Source organism: Variovorax sp. 10L421, assembly GCF_056395365.1.
Map to the genome: position 1 here is coordinate 196,857 of NZ_JBFTJJ010000008.1, position 15,390 is coordinate 212,246.

At 65.9% G+C, this 15,390-nt stretch carries 15 protein-coding genes; 10 read left to right on the forward strand and 5 right to left on the reverse strand.

The features are described from left to right. The first annotated feature begins 133 nt into the window (after positions 1 to 133). Complete coding sequence (locus tag AC1DFC_RS13760) at positions 134 to 880, forward strand: lysophospholipid acyltransferase family protein (protein ID WP_007830981.1); 747 nt, start codon at positions 134 to 136, stop codon at positions 878 to 880. A 303-nt stretch (positions 881 to 1,183) separates the two neighbouring features. Here the strand turns inward: AC1DFC_RS13760 and AC1DFC_RS13765 are convergent, their stop codons facing one another. Next, complete coding sequence (locus AC1DFC_RS13765) at positions 1,184 to 1,546, reverse strand: hypothetical protein (protein ID WP_478179410.1); 363 nt, start codon at positions 1,544 to 1,546, stop codon at positions 1,184 to 1,186. 285 nt (positions 1,547 to 1,831) lie between these two features. On the opposite strand from AC1DFC_RS13765, the gene AC1DFC_RS13770 reads away from it, so the two are divergent. The 7 genes from AC1DFC_RS13770 to AC1DFC_RS13800 all read left to right on the forward strand — a co-directional run bounded on the left by AC1DFC_RS13770 (position 1,832) and on the right by AC1DFC_RS13800 (position 9,245). Then, positions 1,832 to 2,188 carry a cupin domain-containing protein gene (locus tag AC1DFC_RS13770; RefSeq protein WP_042673053.1) on the forward strand — a complete coding sequence of 119 codons (357 nt, stop codon included), beginning with the start codon at positions 1,832 to 1,834 and terminating at the stop codon, positions 2,186 to 2,188. A gap of 234 nt (positions 2,189 to 2,422) precedes the next feature. Continuing rightward, the gene (locus AC1DFC_RS13775) at positions 2,423 to 4,084 is read left to right on the forward strand and encodes an ABC transporter substrate-binding protein (protein ID WP_478179411.1); all 1,662 of its coding nucleotides are present in this window, start codon (positions 2,423 to 2,425) and stop codon (positions 4,082 to 4,084) included. Positions 4,085 to 4,110: 26 nt separating this feature from the next. Continuing rightward, positions 4,111 to 5,064, forward strand: coding sequence for an ABC transporter permease (locus AC1DFC_RS13780; protein ID WP_413334451.1), 954 nt, complete (start codon positions 4,111 to 4,113; stop codon positions 5,062 to 5,064). 19 nt (positions 5,065 to 5,083) lie between these two features. Next, a complete protein-coding gene (locus AC1DFC_RS13785; protein ID WP_478179412.1) occupies positions 5,084 to 5,983 on the forward strand; it encodes an ABC transporter permease in 900 nt (299 codons plus the stop codon). Positions 5,984 to 5,987: 4 nt separating this feature from the next. Then, complete coding sequence (locus tag AC1DFC_RS13790; protein ID WP_478179413.1) at positions 5,988 to 7,028, forward strand: ABC transporter ATP-binding protein; 1,041 nt, start codon at positions 5,988 to 5,990, stop codon at positions 7,026 to 7,028. Further along, positions 7,025 to 8,035, forward strand: coding sequence for an ABC transporter ATP-binding protein (locus AC1DFC_RS13795; RefSeq protein WP_478179414.1), 1,011 nt, complete (start codon positions 7,025 to 7,027; stop codon positions 8,033 to 8,035). The genes AC1DFC_RS13790 and AC1DFC_RS13795 overlap by 4 nt, the downstream gene beginning before the upstream one ends. Positions 8,036 to 8,066: 31 nt before the next feature. After that, entirely contained in the window at positions 8,067 to 9,245 is a 1,179-nt protein-coding gene (locus AC1DFC_RS13800; RefSeq protein WP_478179415.1) for an amidase, read from the forward strand. 10 nt (positions 9,246 to 9,255) lie between these two features. Here AC1DFC_RS13800 and AC1DFC_RS13805 read toward each other — a convergent pair whose 3' ends face one another. Next, entirely contained in the window at positions 9,256 to 9,771 is a 516-nt protein-coding gene (locus AC1DFC_RS13805) for an ureidoglycolate lyase (protein ID WP_413334443.1), read from the reverse strand. A 418-nt stretch (positions 9,772 to 10,189) separates the two neighbouring features. Between AC1DFC_RS13805 and AC1DFC_RS13810 the strand changes: the two genes are divergently transcribed. Further along, the gene (locus AC1DFC_RS13810) at positions 10,190 to 10,402 is read left to right on the forward strand and encodes a hypothetical protein (protein ID WP_478179416.1); all 213 of its coding nucleotides are present in this window, start codon (positions 10,190 to 10,192) and stop codon (positions 10,400 to 10,402) included. Positions 10,403 to 10,791: 389 nt separating this feature from the next. Here the strand turns inward: AC1DFC_RS13810 and AC1DFC_RS13815 are convergent, their stop codons facing one another. The 3 genes from AC1DFC_RS13815 to AC1DFC_RS13825 form a co-directional block, all read right to left on the reverse strand. Then, positions 10,792 to 11,424 carry a hypothetical protein gene (locus AC1DFC_RS13815; protein WP_478179417.1) on the reverse strand — a complete coding sequence of 211 codons (633 nt, stop codon included), beginning with the start codon at positions 11,422 to 11,424 and terminating at the stop codon, positions 10,792 to 10,794. 84 nt (positions 11,425 to 11,508) lie between these two features. After that, positions 11,509 to 11,829 (reverse strand): hypothetical protein, encoded by a 321-nt coding sequence (locus AC1DFC_RS13820; protein WP_413334441.1) that lies wholly within the window; start codon positions 11,827 to 11,829, stop codon positions 11,509 to 11,511. A 149-nt stretch (positions 11,830 to 11,978) separates the two neighbouring features. Further along, positions 11,979 to 13,547 (reverse strand): MFS transporter, encoded by a 1,569-nt coding sequence (locus AC1DFC_RS13825; protein WP_478179418.1) that lies wholly within the window; start codon positions 13,545 to 13,547, stop codon positions 11,979 to 11,981. Between the two features lie 131 nt (positions 13,548 to 13,678). Here AC1DFC_RS13825 and AC1DFC_RS13830 point away from each other — a divergent pair, with 131 nt between their 5' ends. Beyond that, positions 13,679 to 14,584 (forward strand): LysR family transcriptional regulator, encoded by a 906-nt coding sequence (locus tag AC1DFC_RS13830; RefSeq protein WP_007830996.1) that lies wholly within the window; start codon positions 13,679 to 13,681, stop codon positions 14,582 to 14,584. The last annotated feature ends 806 nt before the right edge of the window (positions 14,585 to 15,390 follow it).

A 15,390-nucleotide genomic window follows, 5' to 3' on the forward strand; every position in this document is an offset into this window, starting at 1 on the left:
TCTTCGCGCACTTCGTGTCGCTACGCCAACCCCCTTGCAGGGGGCAACACCAGCGGCCCGGCAGAGCCGGTTCCGCGGTGTTCCGCGACCATGCATTGGCATTGAAGCAAGTAGCTGAGAGGGCGCACGTCTGATGTTTCATTCGCTGAAAGCCTGCTGGCGCCTCCTGCATGCGATTGCGCATGCGCTGGCCGGCTGGTGGACGATCCGTTTCACCTTCCCCGGCCTCTCGCAGCCCGAGCGCAATGCACGCGTGCAGGCATGGTCGAAGCGCATGCTCGAGATCATGGGCATCACGCTCAAGGTGCAGGGCACGCCGCCGCCCGAAGGTCCGGTCCTGCTGATCTGCAACCACCTCTCCTGGCTCGACATCACCTGCATCCACGCGGCACGCCATGTGCGCTTCGTGTCGAAGTCGGACGTCAAGAACTGGCCGCTGATCGGCACGCTGTCGAATGGCTCCGGCACGCTCTACATCGAGCGCGAACGCCGCCGCGACGCGCTGCGCGTGGTGCACCACATGACCGAGGCGCTGTGCAACGGCGACCTGATCGGCGTGTTCCCCGAAGGCACGACCAGCGACGGCCGCGGCCTGCTGCCGTTCCATGCCAACCTGCTGCAGGCGGCCATTTCCTCGGGCGCACCCGTGCTGCCCGCCGCGCTGCGTTTTGCCGATGCCGCCACCGGCGAAACCAGCCAGGCCCCGCGCTACATCGACGACGACAGCCTCGCCGCGTCGCTGTGGAACACGCTGCGTGCGCCGCCGCTGCTGGCCATCGTGCGCTTCGGCGAACCGCAGCATCCGCACGGCCGCGAGCGCCGTGCCTGGGCCCAGTCGCTGCATGAAGACGTGCAGCAGCTGCGCCGCGAGACGCACTGACGAGAGAGACAAAAAAAGCGCCCCGCAAGGGAGGCGCTTAACGGCGCACGGATGCGCCGTGAGGAGGAATCGATCCGTTTCTTCTTCGACTTCGCTTTTCTTCTTGTTTCGTCAAAGAATCCCGAAGATCTTCAGGCCGATGATCACGATCAGGGGTACGCCGCACAGCCAGAGGATGATGCTTTTCACGATCTCCTTGAAACAGGCAGGCCTGCAGATTGGCCGCGGCGCAGCCTCACCGGTGCGGGAGAAAGCAAACCATGCGCGTGGGCGGGTGCCTACACGAGGAGCAACCCGGTCGGATCAGTAGCGTTCCTCGTAATAGCGGCGGTGCTGTTCGCGCTCCCATTGCCGGCGACGCCATTCACGGCGCTCGGCGCGGCGTTCTTCCCAGCGCGAGTCGGGCTCGTAGTAGGCCGGAGGCGGAACCGAGTACGCGGGCTGCTGGTAGCGCACCGGCGGAGGGGGCTGGTAGTAGGTGGGCGGCGGCGTATAGACGGGCGCCGGCTCGTAGTAGACCGGCGGCGGCTCGCTGACGACCACGCCCGGCACGCCGATGCCGATGGACCAGCTCGTTTCTGCATTGGCCGATGCGGCCATGCCCAAGGTGCCTGCGGCGACGACGCCGACAGCGGCGAGCTTGAGAACAGTTCTGCGAAAAGTCATTGGGGACTCCTGGAGGGCGGAAAAAATAAGCCCTCATGGGTGTCCAACGCGCCGGCCCCCGCAACCGCGCACTTCGCTGCTGTGAAGAACGTTCCCAGATGTGACGAGCCCGGTCGCGATCGATGCGGCGGCCGTCAGCCCGTAGCCGCTGCGTGCAGGCAGATCGCGCTGCGGCGGGCCGCCAATCGCGCATTTGCCACCGATTCCGGCATCGACTTCGGCACCCACGCGGAAGCGCACGACCCTAGCATGAAAGATCCCGTGTTCAACTTCACCAGACCTTTCATGTCAAACAATCTGCTCGTCAACTTCAACCTCGACCAGCTCGGCGAACCGCGCGAATACCGGCCGCCGGCCGAACGTGTCATCGAAGGCGACATCGTGTGCCGCAACTGGGACGTCGACAGCGCCAAGGACGGCAAGGTGCGCGCTGGCGTGTGGGAGTCGACACCCGGTGTGAACCATTCCATCAAGGGTGAGACCTGGGAGTTCTGCCTGATCCTGTCCGGCCTGGTCGAGATCACCGAGGCAGGTCAGAGCCCGGTGACTTACGGAGCCGGCGACTGCTTCATCATGAAGCCTGGCTACGTCGGCACCTGGCGCACCATCGAAACGGTGCGCAAGGTGTGGGTCATGGCTTGAGGGGGAGAGAGCCGAGCGTGTGGATCGCGCCGTGGCCGGTGCATGACATGACATCGGCGCGCCGGCATTCGACTAGATCGTGCAGCGCGGCGCACTCACCACCGGCCTGACCTGGCACCTCGCGCGCCTGCGCTGGTCGTGGACATGGATCCAGGGACTGATCGCTTGTTGGCACATGTCGTGCTTGAGCGTTTCCTTTCGTCCTTTTCGCCATTCCACCCAACGGAGTTCCATGTGAAGCGTGCTGCCCCCGCCCTGTTCCTGAAGCCCCTGGCCGCCTGCGCGGCAATTGCGACCCTGGCCCTGGCCGCCTCCCATGCGATGGCACAGGAAAAGACGCTGCGCATCGCCATGACGGCAGCCGACATTCCGCGCACGCTGGGCCAGCCCGACCAGGGCTTCGAGGGCAACCGCTTCACCGGCATTCCGATCTACGATTCGCTCACGCAGTGGGATCTGTCGAAGGCCGACGCACCGAGCGTGCTGGTTCCCGGCCTCGCCACCTCGTGGGCAGTGGACGCCAAGGACAAGACCAAGTGGGTCTTCAAGCTGCGCCCCGGCGTCAAGTTCCATGACGGTTCGGCCTTCACCGCCGACGCCGTGGTGTGGAACGTGCAGAAGGTTCTCGACAAGGACGCCCCGCAGTTCGACCCCAGCCAGGTCGGCGTGACGGCTTCGCGCATGCCCACGCTCAAGTCGGCGCGCAAGATCGACGACACGACGGTCGAGCTCACCACCAGCGAGCCCGACGCCTTCCTGCCGATCAACCTCACGAACCTGTTCATGGCCTCGCCCGCGCACTGGCAGAAGAAGTTCGATGCCGCCGCAGGCGCCACGCCTGCAGACAAGGCCAAGGCCGCCTGGACCGCCTTCGCCGCCGACCCTGCCGGCTCGGGTCCGTTCAAGGTCACGCGCTTCGTGGCGCGGGAGCGGCTGGAGCTGGCCGCCAACAAGGGCTACTGGGACGCCAGGCGCGTGCCGAAGATCGACAAGGTCGTGATGCTGCCGATGCCCGAAGCCAATGCGCGCACCGCCGCGCTACTGGGCGGCCAGGTCGACTGGATCGAGGCGCCCGCGCCCGACGCCATGGCGCAGATCACGCAACGCGGCTTCAAGATCTATTCGAACGCGCAGCCGCACGTATGGCCATGGCAACTCTCGTTCGCCGAAGGCTCGCCCTGGCTCGACAAGCGCGTGCGCCAGGCGGCCAACCTGTGCATCGACCGCGGCGGCATGAAGCAACTGCTGGGCGGCATGATGGCCGAGCCCAAAGGCACGGTGCCGCCGGGCCACCCGTGGTTCGGCAAGCCCAGCTTCGACATCCGCTACGACGTGAAGGCCGCGCAGGCCCTCATGACGCAGGCCGGCTACTCCGCGGCCAAACCGATCAAGGTGAAGGTGCAGATATCGGCCTCGGGCTCGGGCCAGATGCAGCCGCTGCCGATGAACGAGTTCGCGCAGCAGTCGCTCAAGCAGTGCTACTTCGACGTGCAGTTCGACGTGATCGAATGGAACACGCTCTTCACCAACTGGCGCAAGGGCGCGAAGGACCCCTCGGCCAATGGCGCCAATGCGGTCAACATCAGCTTCGCAGCGATGGACCCGTTCTTCGCGATGGTGCGCTTCGTGAGCACCAAGGCCTTCCCACCGGTGTCGAACAACTGGGGCTACTACGGCAGCCCCGAGGTCGACAAGCTGGTGGCCGACGCGCGCACCAGCTTCGACGACAAGGTGCGCGACGCCGCGCTCGCAAAGCTGCACACGCACATCGTGGACGACGCGCCGTTCGTGTGGATCGCCCACGACGTGGGGCCGCGCGCACTCTCGTCCAAGATCAAGAACGTGGTGCAGCCGAAAAGCTGGTTCATCGACATCGCCACCATGACGATGGACTGACCCCCTCCCGCAGCCAGCCACGAGCCATGTTCGCCTACCTCCTGCGCCGCGTGATCTACGCCGTGCCGATCATGATCGGCGTGGCCCTCGTGTGCTTCCTGCTCGTGCACATCGCGCCCGGCGATCCGCTGGTGTCGATCCTGCCGCCCGATGCGTCCGCCGAACTGCAGGCGCAACTGCGCGAGCTGTACGGCTTCAACCGTTCGCTGCCCGAGCAGTTCGCGATGTGGCTGTGGCGCGCGGTGCACGGCGACCTGGGCGTGTCCATCGCGAGCAATCGCGCGGTGGCCGGCGAGGTGTTCACCGCCGTGGGCAACACGCTGCGGCTGGCGGTGGTGGCCACCTTCATCGGGTTCGTGCTGGGTTGCCTCTTCGGCTTCGTGGCGGGCTACTTTCGCGGCTCGTGGGTCGACCGGCTGGCCTCGGTGTTCTCGGTATTGGGCGTGAGCGTGCCGCACTACTGGCTGGGCATGGTGATGGTGATCGTGTTCTCGTCGCAGCTCATGTGGCTGCCGGCCACCGGCGCGGGCCCCAGCGGCTCGGACGACTGGGCGTGGGACTGGGCGCACCTGCAGTTCCTGCTGCTGCCGGCGCTCACGATGTCGGTGATTCCCATGGGCATCATCGCGCGCACGGTGCGCGCGCTGGTGGCCGACATCCTCGACCAGGAGTTCATCGTGGGCCTGCGCGCCAAGGGGCTCACTCACCTCGGCGTGTTCCGCCACATGGTGAAGAACGCGGCGCCCACGGCGCTGGCCGTGATGGGCCTGCAGCTGGGCTATCTGCTCGGCGGCTCGATCCTCATCGAGACCGTGTTCTCGTGGCCGGGCACCGGCTTCCTGCTCAACTCGGCCATCTTCCAGCGCGACCTGCCGCTGCTGCAGGGAACGATCCTCGTGCTGGCGCTGTTCTTCGTGCTGCTGAACCTGCTGGTCGACGTGCTGCAAACCTTGCTCGATCCGCGCATCGCGCGTGCCTGAAGAAGAAAGCCGCCAAGCAATGTCCACCGTGCTTCCCATCTCTTCCGCCGTTGCCGTCGAACCCTTGCCGGCCCAGCGCTCTCGCGGCTACTGGGTTTCGGTGTGGCTGCGTCTGCGGCGTGACCCGGTCGCCGTCGGCGCGGCCATCGTCGTGTTGCTGCTGATCGCGCTCGCTGTCTTCGGCACATGGTTCGCGCCGGCCGACCCGTACCAGTCGTCGATGCTCAAGCGCCTCAAGCCCATAGGCACCGAGGGCCTTCCGCTGGGCAGCGACGAGCTGGGCCGCGACATGCTCTCGCGCCTTATCGTCGGCGCGCGGCTGTCGCTGTTCATCGGCATCACGCCGGTGCTGTGCGCCTTCGTGCTGGGCACGATCATCGGCATCGTCGCCGGTTATGCGGGCGGGCTGACCAACACGCTGATCATGCGCACCATCGACGTGTTCTACGCCTTTCCCTCGGTGCTGCTGGCCATCGCTCTGTCGGGCACGCTGGGTGCGGGGGTGGTCAATTCGTTGATCTCGCTGACCATCGTGTTCATTCCGCAGATCGCGCGCGTGGCCGAGAGCGTCACCACGCAGGTGCGCACTCGCGACTACGTGGAAGCGGCGCGCGCTTCGGGCGCCAGCCCCTTCATCATCGTGCGGGTGCATGTGCTGGGCAATGTGCTCGGGCCGATCTTCGTCTACGCCACCAGCCTGATCGCGGTGTCGATGATCCTGGCCTCGGGCCTGTCGTTCCTGGGTTTGGGCGTGAAACCGCCGGAACCCGAATGGGGCCTGATGCTCAACACGCTGCGCACTGCGATCTACGTGCAGCCATGGGTCGCTGCGTTGCCGGGCGCGATGATCTTCATCACTTCGATCTCTTTCAACATCCTGTCCGACGGGCTTCGCTCGGCGATGGACAACAAGGGGTGAAGCCATGGACGCACTGAAGGATATCGGCGGCCCCGCCCAACCGCTCCTCACCATCAAGGGCCTGGTCAAGCACTTCCCGCTCAAGAAAGACCCGCTCGGCCGCGGCGGTGGCGTCGTGCGGGCGGTCGACGGCGTGGACTTCGAGGTGCTCAAGGGCGAAACGCTCGGCGTGGTCGGCGAGTCGGGCTGCGGCAAGTCGACCACCGCCCGACTGCTGATGCAGCTGATCGAGCCGACGCGCGGCGAAGTCGTGTTCGACGGCCGCGAAGTCGGCAGCCGGGACCTGCCGCTGAAAGAATTCCGCCGCCAGGTGCAGATGGTGTTTCAGGACAGCTACGCCTCCCTCAACCCGCGCCTCACCATCGAAGATTCGATCGCCTTCGGGCCGCAGGTGCACGGAGTGTCGCGGCGCGAATCGGTTGAACGTGCGCGCGACCTGCTCGCCCGCGTGGGCCTGTCGCCGCAACGCTTTGCCGAGCGCTACCCGCATGAACTCTCGGGTGGCCAGCGGCAGCGCGTGAATATCGCGCGGGCCCTCGCATTGCAGCCGCGCATGGTGATTCTCGACGAGGCCGTCTCCGCGCTCGACAAATCGGTGGAGGCGCAGGTCATCAACCTGCTGCTCGACCTGAAGGCCGAGTTCGGGCTGACCTACGCGTTCATCAGCCACGACCTCAACGTGGTGCGCTACGTGAGCGACCGCGTGATGGTGATGTACCTCGGCCAGGTGGCCGAGATCGGCCCGGCCGATGCGCTGTACGACGCACCCGCTCACCCCTACACGCGTGCGCTGCTTTCTTCCATGCCGTCGATGGACCCGGACCACCGCACCGAAGAAGCAGCGCTCGCGGGCGATCCGCCGAACCCCATCAACCCGCCCTCGGGCTGCCGCTTTCATCCGCGCTGTGCGCTGGCCGCGCCGGTGTGCGCCAAGGTCGTTCCCGAGCGCATCGTCACCGGCTCGCAGCACGCGGTGAGCTGCCTGATCCACGAGGCGGGCAGCGGGCATCCGATGGCCATCGAAACCCCGAGGAAAGCAGCATGAGCGACAACGATAAACCGATGGTCCGCCTGCGCGACCTCAGCGTCACCTTCAGTGGCGGTCGCAAGCCGGTGCACGCCGTCAGCGGCGTGAGCCTTGAAGTGCAGCGCGGCGAGGTCGTCGCGCTGATCGGCGAGTCCGGCTCAGGCAAGAGCGTGACCATGCGCACCCTGCTGCGACTGCACCCCGAGCGCCGCACCCGCATGGGCGGCACGGTGCAGGTGGCCGGGCGCGACGTGCTCGCGATGTCGCAGCGCGAGCTGGCCGACTTCCGCGGCAAGGTCGCATCGATGATTTTCCAGGAGCCGCTGCTGGCGCTCGATCCGGTGTATTCGGTGGGCGCGCAGATCGTCGAGTCGATCCGACGGCACGAATCGGTCACGCAGGCCGAGGCGCAACAACGCGCGCTGGCGCTGTTCGAGCGTGTGCGCATTCCGAGCCCTGAACGGCGCCTGCAGGCCTATCCTCACGAGATGTCGGGCGGCATGCGCCAGCGCGCCATGATCGCGCTGGCACTCGCCTGCAAGCCCCAGCTGCTGCTGGCCGACGAGCCCACCACCGCGCTCGACGCCACGGTGCAGATCCAGATCCTGCTGCTGCTGCGCGAGCTGCAACGCGACCTGGGGCTGTCGGTGATCTTCGTCACGCACGACATCGGTGCCGCCGTCGAGGTGGCCGATCGCATCGCCGTGATGTATGCGGGCCGCATCGTCGAGAAAGGCACTGCGCGCGAGCTGATCCGCTCGCCGCGCCATCCGTACACGATTGCACTGCTCAAGAGCCGCGCGCATGGTGCGCTGGCACGCGGCACGCGGCTGGAAACCATCGGCGGCGCGCCGCCCGACCTGTCCGCGTTGCCGCCCGGCTGTGCCTTTGCCGAGCGCTGTGCGCTCGCGAGCGATGCCTGCCGCGCGGCGCAGCCGTCGGTGCTCGAGCTTGCACCCAGTCATCGCGTGCGCTGCATTCATACCGATGCGGCGGCGGCCATCGCGCCGGTGCTCCTCGCCTGACTGACCACCCCCACACGCCCCATCCATCGCCATGCCCCTGCACGACCCCGCCCACGCCTTCGTTCCGTACCCCGATGCGCCAGTGCCGCGCGCTGCGACCGGTCCGCTCGTCGACCTGAGCTTTGCAGCAAAAGACCTGTTCGATGTGGCCGGTTACCCCACGGGCGGCGGCAACCCCTTCGTGCTGGCGATGTCGGGCATCAAGACCCGCACCGCGCCCACGGTGCAGAAACTGCTCGATGCCGGCGCACGCTTCGCCGGCAAGACAGTGACCGACGAACTCGCGTTCTCGATGAACGGCAACAACGCGCACTTCGGCGCACCGGTCAATGGCGGCGCGCCGCTGCGCATCACGGGCGGCTCGTCGTCGGGCTCGGCCTCGGCGGTGTCGTCGAATCTGTGCGATTTCGCGCTCGGTACCGACACCGGCGGCTCGGTGCGTGCGCCGGCCAACCACTGCGGCCTGTACGGCCTGCGTCCGACGCACGGCCGCGTGAGCCTCGAAGGGGCGCTCGACCTGGCGCCGAGCTTCGACACCTGTGGCTGGTTTGCGCGCGACGTCGGCACATTTGCGCGCGTGGCCGATGTGCTGCTGGGTGCCGATGCGGCCACCTTGCCCGAGCGCGTGCGGCTGCTGCGGCCCGATGACGTCTGGGCGCTGGCCGTGCCCGCCGCGGCCGATGCGCTCCAGGGCGCGGCCGGCCGAGTGCAGGACCTGCTCGGCCCCGCGCAAGGCACCACGGTGGCGCTGGAATCCTTCGACGCGATGTACTGGCACTTTCGCTACCTGCAGTCGCGCGAGGCCTGGCTCACCGACGGACCGTTGATCGAGCGCTACGCGCCGCCGCTCGGCCCGGGCGTGGCCGAGCGCTTTGCGTGGTCGCGCGAAGTGACCGATGCGCAGGTGACGACCGCGCGCATTTTCCGCACGGCCTTTCGCGCGCACCTGACCCACCTGCTCGGCACCGACGGCGTGCTGCTCCTGCCGACCATGCCAGACATCGCGCCGCTGCGCAGCGACAGCGAGGCTTCGATGGAGGACTACCGCAACCGCGCGATCCGCATGCTGTGCATTGCGGGCCTGGCGGGCTTTCCGCAGCTGTCGATTCCGCTGGCCACGCGCGAGGGTGCGCCGCTGGGCATTTCGCTGCTCGGGCCGGCCGGGTCGGACCGGTCGCTGGTTGCGCTGGCACAGCGCATCGTGGGCTGAAGCCGGGGCTTCAGAGCCGCACGCTGCCGCTCTGCCGAAGAAGGCAGATGTCGCAATCGACGCCGCCCCCCGCGCGTTCGATCACCACGAAGTCGCCCGCATCCACCGCCAGCAGCGCGTGATGCCAGGTGCCGGGCGCAAGCACCACGCCCTGGCGCCCGTCGGTGACGAAGGCCGCGAGTTGCTTCGCTGACGTAGGCGCCTCGCCCGCGCGGGCGACCACGATCACGAAGCGCCTGTCGCCCAGCGGCACGAAGCTCTGGCTGCCGAGCGCATGGCGCTCCATCTCCGATACCTCGTGCGGAAAGCGCCGAGCCTGGGCGCGGAACAGCGCCAGCATCGGCCGGCCGCCTTCGGCGTCGAGCCGCAGGTCGTCGAGCAGGTCGAAGCGCCGCGCATTGCCGCCGTTGATGGGCCGGCCTTCGACGGCGGGCACCTCGATCACGATGCCATACGGCGTGAAGGCTTGGGAAGTCAACGGCTTCGCCACGAGTGCCACGGCGCCTGTTGGGAGGTCATTGTTCATGTCTCGATTGCAGCAGAAATGTGGCCCACGCGGGTCATGTGCCGGGTGTGACCGGCACGCTGCCGACCGAGCCGAACATGGCATTTGGCGAGGCGACCGGCATCCTCAAAAAGCGACTCCGGCTGAGAGGGACTTTCCTACGATGCCCGGCTGCAGGCGCTTTGTCATGAGCGGTCGCAGGAGCAGCGGGGCGTTTGTCTCGGTGGAGAAGGGGCGAACCGCTCATGTGCGCATGCGGTGCAACTTCTACAGTGACTTGACGGCCAAACGCTCTGTGCTCAGACGGTAGAAAGCGGTGCCGGTTCGTCGACACACTGGAGAAGCGCATGAAATCGCACAGTCTGCCACCAGGAGCTTTCGCTCACGGACTGCAACGCTTCGATCCACTCATGCTTCAGAGACCATGCCCGCTGTCTTGATGGATTCCGATCTGCCTGAAGGCTGGAGCTGCTCGGTAGAGCTCGAGATTTCTCTTGATGGCGCCTACACCGCGCGGGCCGAACTGCGGCACGAAATCACGCGGTGCTGCGTGCTGTTGGTTACCCAGCAGCCGACCCGTGAAGCCGCGATCGAATGCATGAAGTCGCGTGCCTCTCGCTTCATAGAGGAATGGAATGCAAGATCGCCATAGCATGGTGTTACGCGACGCGGCATCCGAAGGCGGGCGCACGTACATATCGGGGGCGCTCATGCTGTAAGCCACTCCTTATGTGGCTCAACAGCGGGCATCTGGCGCTCGCATCCGAGGCATGCATTCCCGCAATCGTGCCGCCGTCCCTGACGGCTCAAAAGGGCCGTTGTCGAATCGCGCTCAATGACTTAGTCGACCTCTGCAGATTCGGCGCATCCTGCTCGGTGCGTTGGGATGAATCGTGATTGACTAGCAGAAGTCCGCTTCGCGCTCGAGCGACTGCTGAAGTATCAGCTACCGGGCCAAGAGCCGCCAGTTGCAGCAGTAGGAAGCAGCCCATGTCGACAAGCGCGGCGCAATACCGCTGCATGTCCGTTTCGAAGAACCTGTTAGGCATCAACCCAGCCTCTTGTGAAACGTGCAAAGTTGTACTCGTCGATGACCTTAATCGCGCTAGATCCGTCAGCGCCATTCTGCAAATTTTTCGGCAAACCAGTTGCAATGGCTTTCGTCATCCACAGGAAATCGAGATACTTTCCGACAGGGTCTTTTGCGTAGTGACAGCCGTAGCCGCGTGCGATCTTGTCGTCCCAAAGAGGCAAGAAACTTGGGGCCAGAAGATGCAGCGCTTTAGCAGTGGCAACGGGACTCTGCGTTCCCTTTTTAGATCCGCTCCGAATCGCCAGCGCAGCAGAAAAACATTTGAAGAGCCTTCGAACGAGAGACTCGTCAGCTTCGCCGAATTCCAAGATGTTCCGCGTACGGAGGCTCTCCAGATAGGACATATTCTTCTCTATGCATCGCTCAAGCTTAAAGAAGTCAAACTGCCCATACCGATAGAAGGCTTGGTTCCAGGTGAGAAGGAGAACACCCATTCCGTCTGCCACCTCCCGCGCGTTTCCCCAGTGGTGATTCACCAAGAAGGTAGCAGTTTTGTACATGGCTTCGCGAGGAAGGTTCTTCCTGAATGCCTTGCTGCCGCGCAGGATTACTCTCTGTCCAGGCAAATCCTTGGCTGTCATCACTCTTGCTCCTTTTATTCCTATCGCAATGCAGCAGTTCAGCCGCCCGCGACGTCAGCACCTTCAACGGCTTGCATGGGAGCTTTACCAAACAATCTTTTTCTCGTTTCCCCAACCTTCGCGCCCCGTCTTTACGCCCCTGTGTTCCGGCGTCGCCTGGATGCGGAAGACAAGGCGCCCGTTCTCAGGGCCGCCTTGGTGTACGCGAAAGCCAACGATCTTTCCGCCGAATCGGGACGGCTCGTTCTGGCCGTCATGAAGGTAAAGGTCTCCGCCCTCGGCCACGAGCCGTTCGGCGGTCGGCACTGAGACGACCCAATAGCCGCAGTCGTATTCGTACGGGTTGGCGGCGTCTTTGACTTTGTGGGTGTTTCCGAGGCGTTCGACGAGGTGAAGGGCTGGCATTCGGTTCGCTCCTGTGAGCAGCAATTGTGCAATCGACCGAGGCGAGCCCGTCAAATCGAAGTCGATGTCCGGTGCTCGCTGCGCTCCGCGGCAGCTCTGCCGATGCCTGCAGGCGGTAGCGAAATGCTCGCCCGGGGCTCGATGGAGCCTCAGTGCCCGCGAGCCACGCCGGGCAACACGTCCTGTGCGGGCGAGGCGCGCCGACGACCGAGTACCGCAAGGCTGAGCCCTGCGGTCAACGAAGCTCCGAGCCCGCCGTACAGCATGACCCATCCGAAGCCATGGGTCACGGCGGCCTGGAGGATCGCGCCGGCGGCATCCGGTGCAGCCAGCGTCGCCAACATCTGCTGCGCGCCCGCCACGTCCCCGCCGGCAAGCCGCTCGGCCAGCGCACGCAGCCGCGCTGCATCGAGCGCCGGCCCCAGCGCCGTGCGCAGCGCGGCCAGGATGCCCGCCACGAGCACCAGCCCCATCACGGCGATGTTGATGGCCAGGGTGATGAGGCGTGCGCTGACGTCCATGCCCGAGGCCATGCCGGCGCGGTTGGCGGGCACCGAGGCGGTGGTCATGTTGGTCGCGGGCGTGGTGGTCAGGCCCAGACCGATGCCGGCGATCAGCGCGCCGGGCAACACCGTCCAGTTGCCCAGGTGCGTGAGGCTGCTGCCCAGCTTCATCAGCGCGAAGCCCAGGCCGATCAGGAACAGGCCGGCGGGGATCACGAAGCGCGCCTGGTAGCGCAGCAGCAGCCATTGCGCGATCGGCGGCATCACAAGAAAGGGCACCGTGTAGAACAGGAGCGCCAGCCCGGCAGTGGTGGTGTCGTAGCCCAGGCCGGCGGAGAAGTACAGCGGCAGGTAGATCATGAACGGCCAGTAGCTGCAGTTCATGCCGATGCAGCCGAGGATGGCGCCCGAGAAGTCGCGGATCTTGAACACCGAGAAGTCGAACATCGGATGCGGATGCAATCGCTCGACCGCGACGAACGCGATCAGGCTGAACACCGTTGCCGCTGCCAGGCCCAGCGCGGCCGTGCTGGTCCAGCCCAGGCCCTCTCCCTGCGTGATGAGGGAGGTGAGCCCGAGCACCGCGACGGTCAGCGTGGCGATGCCGGCGAGGTCCAGCTTCTGCTGGCGGGCCTGCGGGTCGCTGGACTCCGCCACGCCGGCCATGATCAGTGCCAGGCCCAGCAACGCCAGCGGCGCGTGCACCAGGAAGACCCAGTGCCAGCTGGCCAGCGCGACGATGACGCCGCCGATCACCGGGCCGAAGCCCAGACCGATGCCGGCTACCACGCCCCAGATCGCGAAGGCGCGGCCGCGTGCCTTGCCGTCGGGGAACTGGTGCGACAGGATCGCGATGGAGCAGATGAACATCGCGCCGCCGGCCATGCCCTGCAAGAAGCGGCCGGCGATCAGCACCGCAGTGCTGGGCGCCAGGCCGCACAGCAGCGATGCGATGCCGAAGGCCAGTACGGTGAGCGCGAACACGCGGCGCCGCCCGTAGCGGTCGGCCAGCGTGCCGGTGGCCATCAGTACCGTGGTGCAGGCGATGGTGTAGGCGTTCATGATCCATTGCAGGTCCTGGAAGTCGGCGTGCAGCTGCGCTTCCAGCACCGGCAGGATGACCGGCACGCTGGAGATCTCCAGGCCGAACAACAGTGCCGCCAGGCAAATGGCGGCCAGCGCAAGGGTGGGATGGCGAGGGGTGGAAGAAGACATCGGCGCGTCGTGAAAGGAAAGAAGGTCGACAGTGGAAACAGGAGGTTCCAGGCATTCTCAAGACCCTGATTTCATTACGCAAATGATTAAATTTCCTTCCATTCAAGAAGCTGGTTCATTAATCTAGCGCCATGAGCTTCGACACCGGCCTGCTGCAGGCATTCATCGCCGTCCACCAGGCCAACGGCTTCACCCGTGCCGCCGAGCAGTTGCACCTGACGCAATCGGCGGTCAGCCACCAGATCCGCCGGCTGGAAGAACTGGTCGGGCGCCCGCTGTTCCACCGCACCACGCGGCGCCTGAGCCTGACCGCCGACGGCGAGGACTTCCTGCGCCATGCCGAGCGCATCCTTCAGGCGCAGGACGCGCTGACGCGGCACTTCCGCTGCTCGCCCATCGAAGGCACGGTGCGCTTCGGCGTGCCCGAGAGCTTCATGAGCGAGGGCCTGCCGCAGCTGTTGCGCCAGTTCTCGCGCAGTTGCCCCAACGTCCGGCTGGAGGTGAGCGTGGGTCTGACGCTCGACCTGGCCACGATGGTGCGCGAGCGCGAGCTCGACCTGGCGGTGGTGGTGTCGGTCTCGGGCGCGGTCGAGGGCACGCTGCTGCGGCGTCTGCCGATGGTATGGGCCGCTGCCGAGGGCTTCGAGCGCCCCGACGGCGCCTCGCTGCCGCTGGCCTATTCGCCGACGCCCTGCGTGTGCCGCCAGGTCAGCATCGATGCGCTGAACAAGGCCGGCATCCCCTGGCACGGCGCCTTCAGCTCGCACAGCCTGCAGGACCTGCGCACGGTCGCGCTGAGCGGCCTCGCGGTGGCCACGTTCACCCGCGACAACCTGCGCCCGGGCATGGTGGCGCTGGACGAGCGCGACGGCCTGCCCGCGCTGCCGACGCTGGACTTCACGCTGGCCTACGGCGAAGGCGACGCGAAGGAGCGCAGTCCGGCCGTGGTCGAGCTCGGCCGCCTGATCGAACAGGCCGAGTGGGCCCGCCAGGACAAGCCCGCGCGGCGACCACGCCGCACGCTGCGCGTGGCGTAACGCCGCCTCGACGCCTGGCTGAAACCGGACCACGCGAACCTGGAGGCCTCGTACGCGGTCCTCGATGAGCGCGAGCGCCCGTATTACGAGCACAGACTACGCGGCGTAGGGCTATGTGCGGCCGCCATTTGCCGACGGCAGCTTCAGACTGGCAATCGACATTCGCTTCTGGACAACGAATGCCGGCTGTAGCAGCAAGTGGCCATAGGGACCAGCGGAGCACGGCCGACCGGTCTGCGGCCCGAACCCAGGCGTTCGCATTGACCGTGCACGGTGCCACCGCCATTGATTGCCTTCCTTGTTGATGAGAACTGGTCCTGGTCCCGGCGCAGGCCATAGTCCGCCAGACGCACGGTATAGGTGGCCCGAGGCTCAGGCACTACATCTTCGAAGTTGAAGGGCACTTCGTTCAAGGCACGAGCAGAGGCAGAAGTAAGGCTCTATCAGATTCGCAAGAGATTCTTCGATCTCAAATGTTGATCTGCAAGGCGGCGCGTCCCTGCTCGACATGCCACGGCAATGCAGCGATAAACTGGGATTTCAGCAGCTTCACGCTTGTGGCCAACCGCCAGTCGATCTACTTCAACTTTCACCACGAGAGCAACCTTGCGGCAAATGGTGCACTCCACCTTCGTCTCTTCAACGTCCTGCGACAGGACTGTGGACTTGTTCAGATCATTCTTAGCTCGTAGATCGCAGCAGCTGCTCCATCCTCGAGCCGCGCTGCATGACCGCGCCGGCCTTCTGCATCCGCTCCTTCTCGCTCAGCCCGGGGTCGCGCATGATCTGCTGGCTCGCCTTGAACA

Bases quoted from the DNA above. Each gene is read 5' to 3' on its own strand.
- AC1DFC_RS13760 (WP_007830981.1), top strand. From the start codon at position 134: ATGTTTCATTCGCTGAAAGCCTGCTGGCGCCTCCTGCATGCGATTGCG.
- AC1DFC_RS13765 (WP_478179410.1), bottom strand. From the start codon at position 1,546: ATGACTTTTCGCAGAACTGTTCTCAAGCTCGCCGCTGTCGGCGTCGTC.
- AC1DFC_RS13770 (WP_042673053.1), top strand. From the start codon at position 1,832: ATGTCAAACAATCTGCTCGTCAACTTCAACCTCGACCAGCTCGGCGAA.
- AC1DFC_RS13780 (WP_413334451.1), top strand. From the start codon at position 4,111: ATGTTCGCCTACCTCCTGCGCCGCGTGATCTACGCCGTGCCGATCATG.
- AC1DFC_RS13785 (WP_478179412.1), top strand. From the start codon at position 5,084: ATGTCCACCGTGCTTCCCATCTCTTCCGCCGTTGCCGTCGAACCCTTG.
- AC1DFC_RS13790 (WP_478179413.1), top strand. From the start codon at position 5,988: ATGGACGCACTGAAGGATATCGGCGGCCCCGCCCAACCGCTCCTCACC.
- AC1DFC_RS13795 (WP_478179414.1), top strand. From the start codon at position 7,025: ATGAGCGACAACGATAAACCGATGGTCCGCCTGCGCGACCTCAGCGTC.
- AC1DFC_RS13800 (WP_478179415.1), top strand. From the start codon at position 8,067: ATGCCCCTGCACGACCCCGCCCACGCCTTCGTTCCGTACCCCGATGCG.
- AC1DFC_RS13805 (WP_413334443.1), bottom strand. From the start codon at position 9,771: ATGAACAATGACCTCCCAACAGGCGCCGTGGCACTCGTGGCGAAGCCG.
- AC1DFC_RS13810 (WP_478179416.1), top strand. From the start codon at position 10,190: ATGGATTCCGATCTGCCTGAAGGCTGGAGCTGCTCGGTAGAGCTCGAG.
- AC1DFC_RS13815 (WP_478179417.1), bottom strand. From the start codon at position 11,424: ATGACAGCCAAGGATTTGCCTGGACAGAGAGTAATCCTGCGCGGCAGC.
- AC1DFC_RS13820 (WP_413334441.1), bottom strand. From the start codon at position 11,829: ATGCCAGCCCTTCACCTCGTCGAACGCCTCGGAAACACCCACAAAGTC.
- AC1DFC_RS13825 (WP_478179418.1), bottom strand. From the start codon at position 13,547: ATGTCTTCTTCCACCCCTCGCCATCCCACCCTTGCGCTGGCCGCCATT.
- AC1DFC_RS13830 (WP_007830996.1), top strand. From the start codon at position 13,679: ATGAGCTTCGACACCGGCCTGCTGCAGGCATTCATCGCCGTCCACCAG.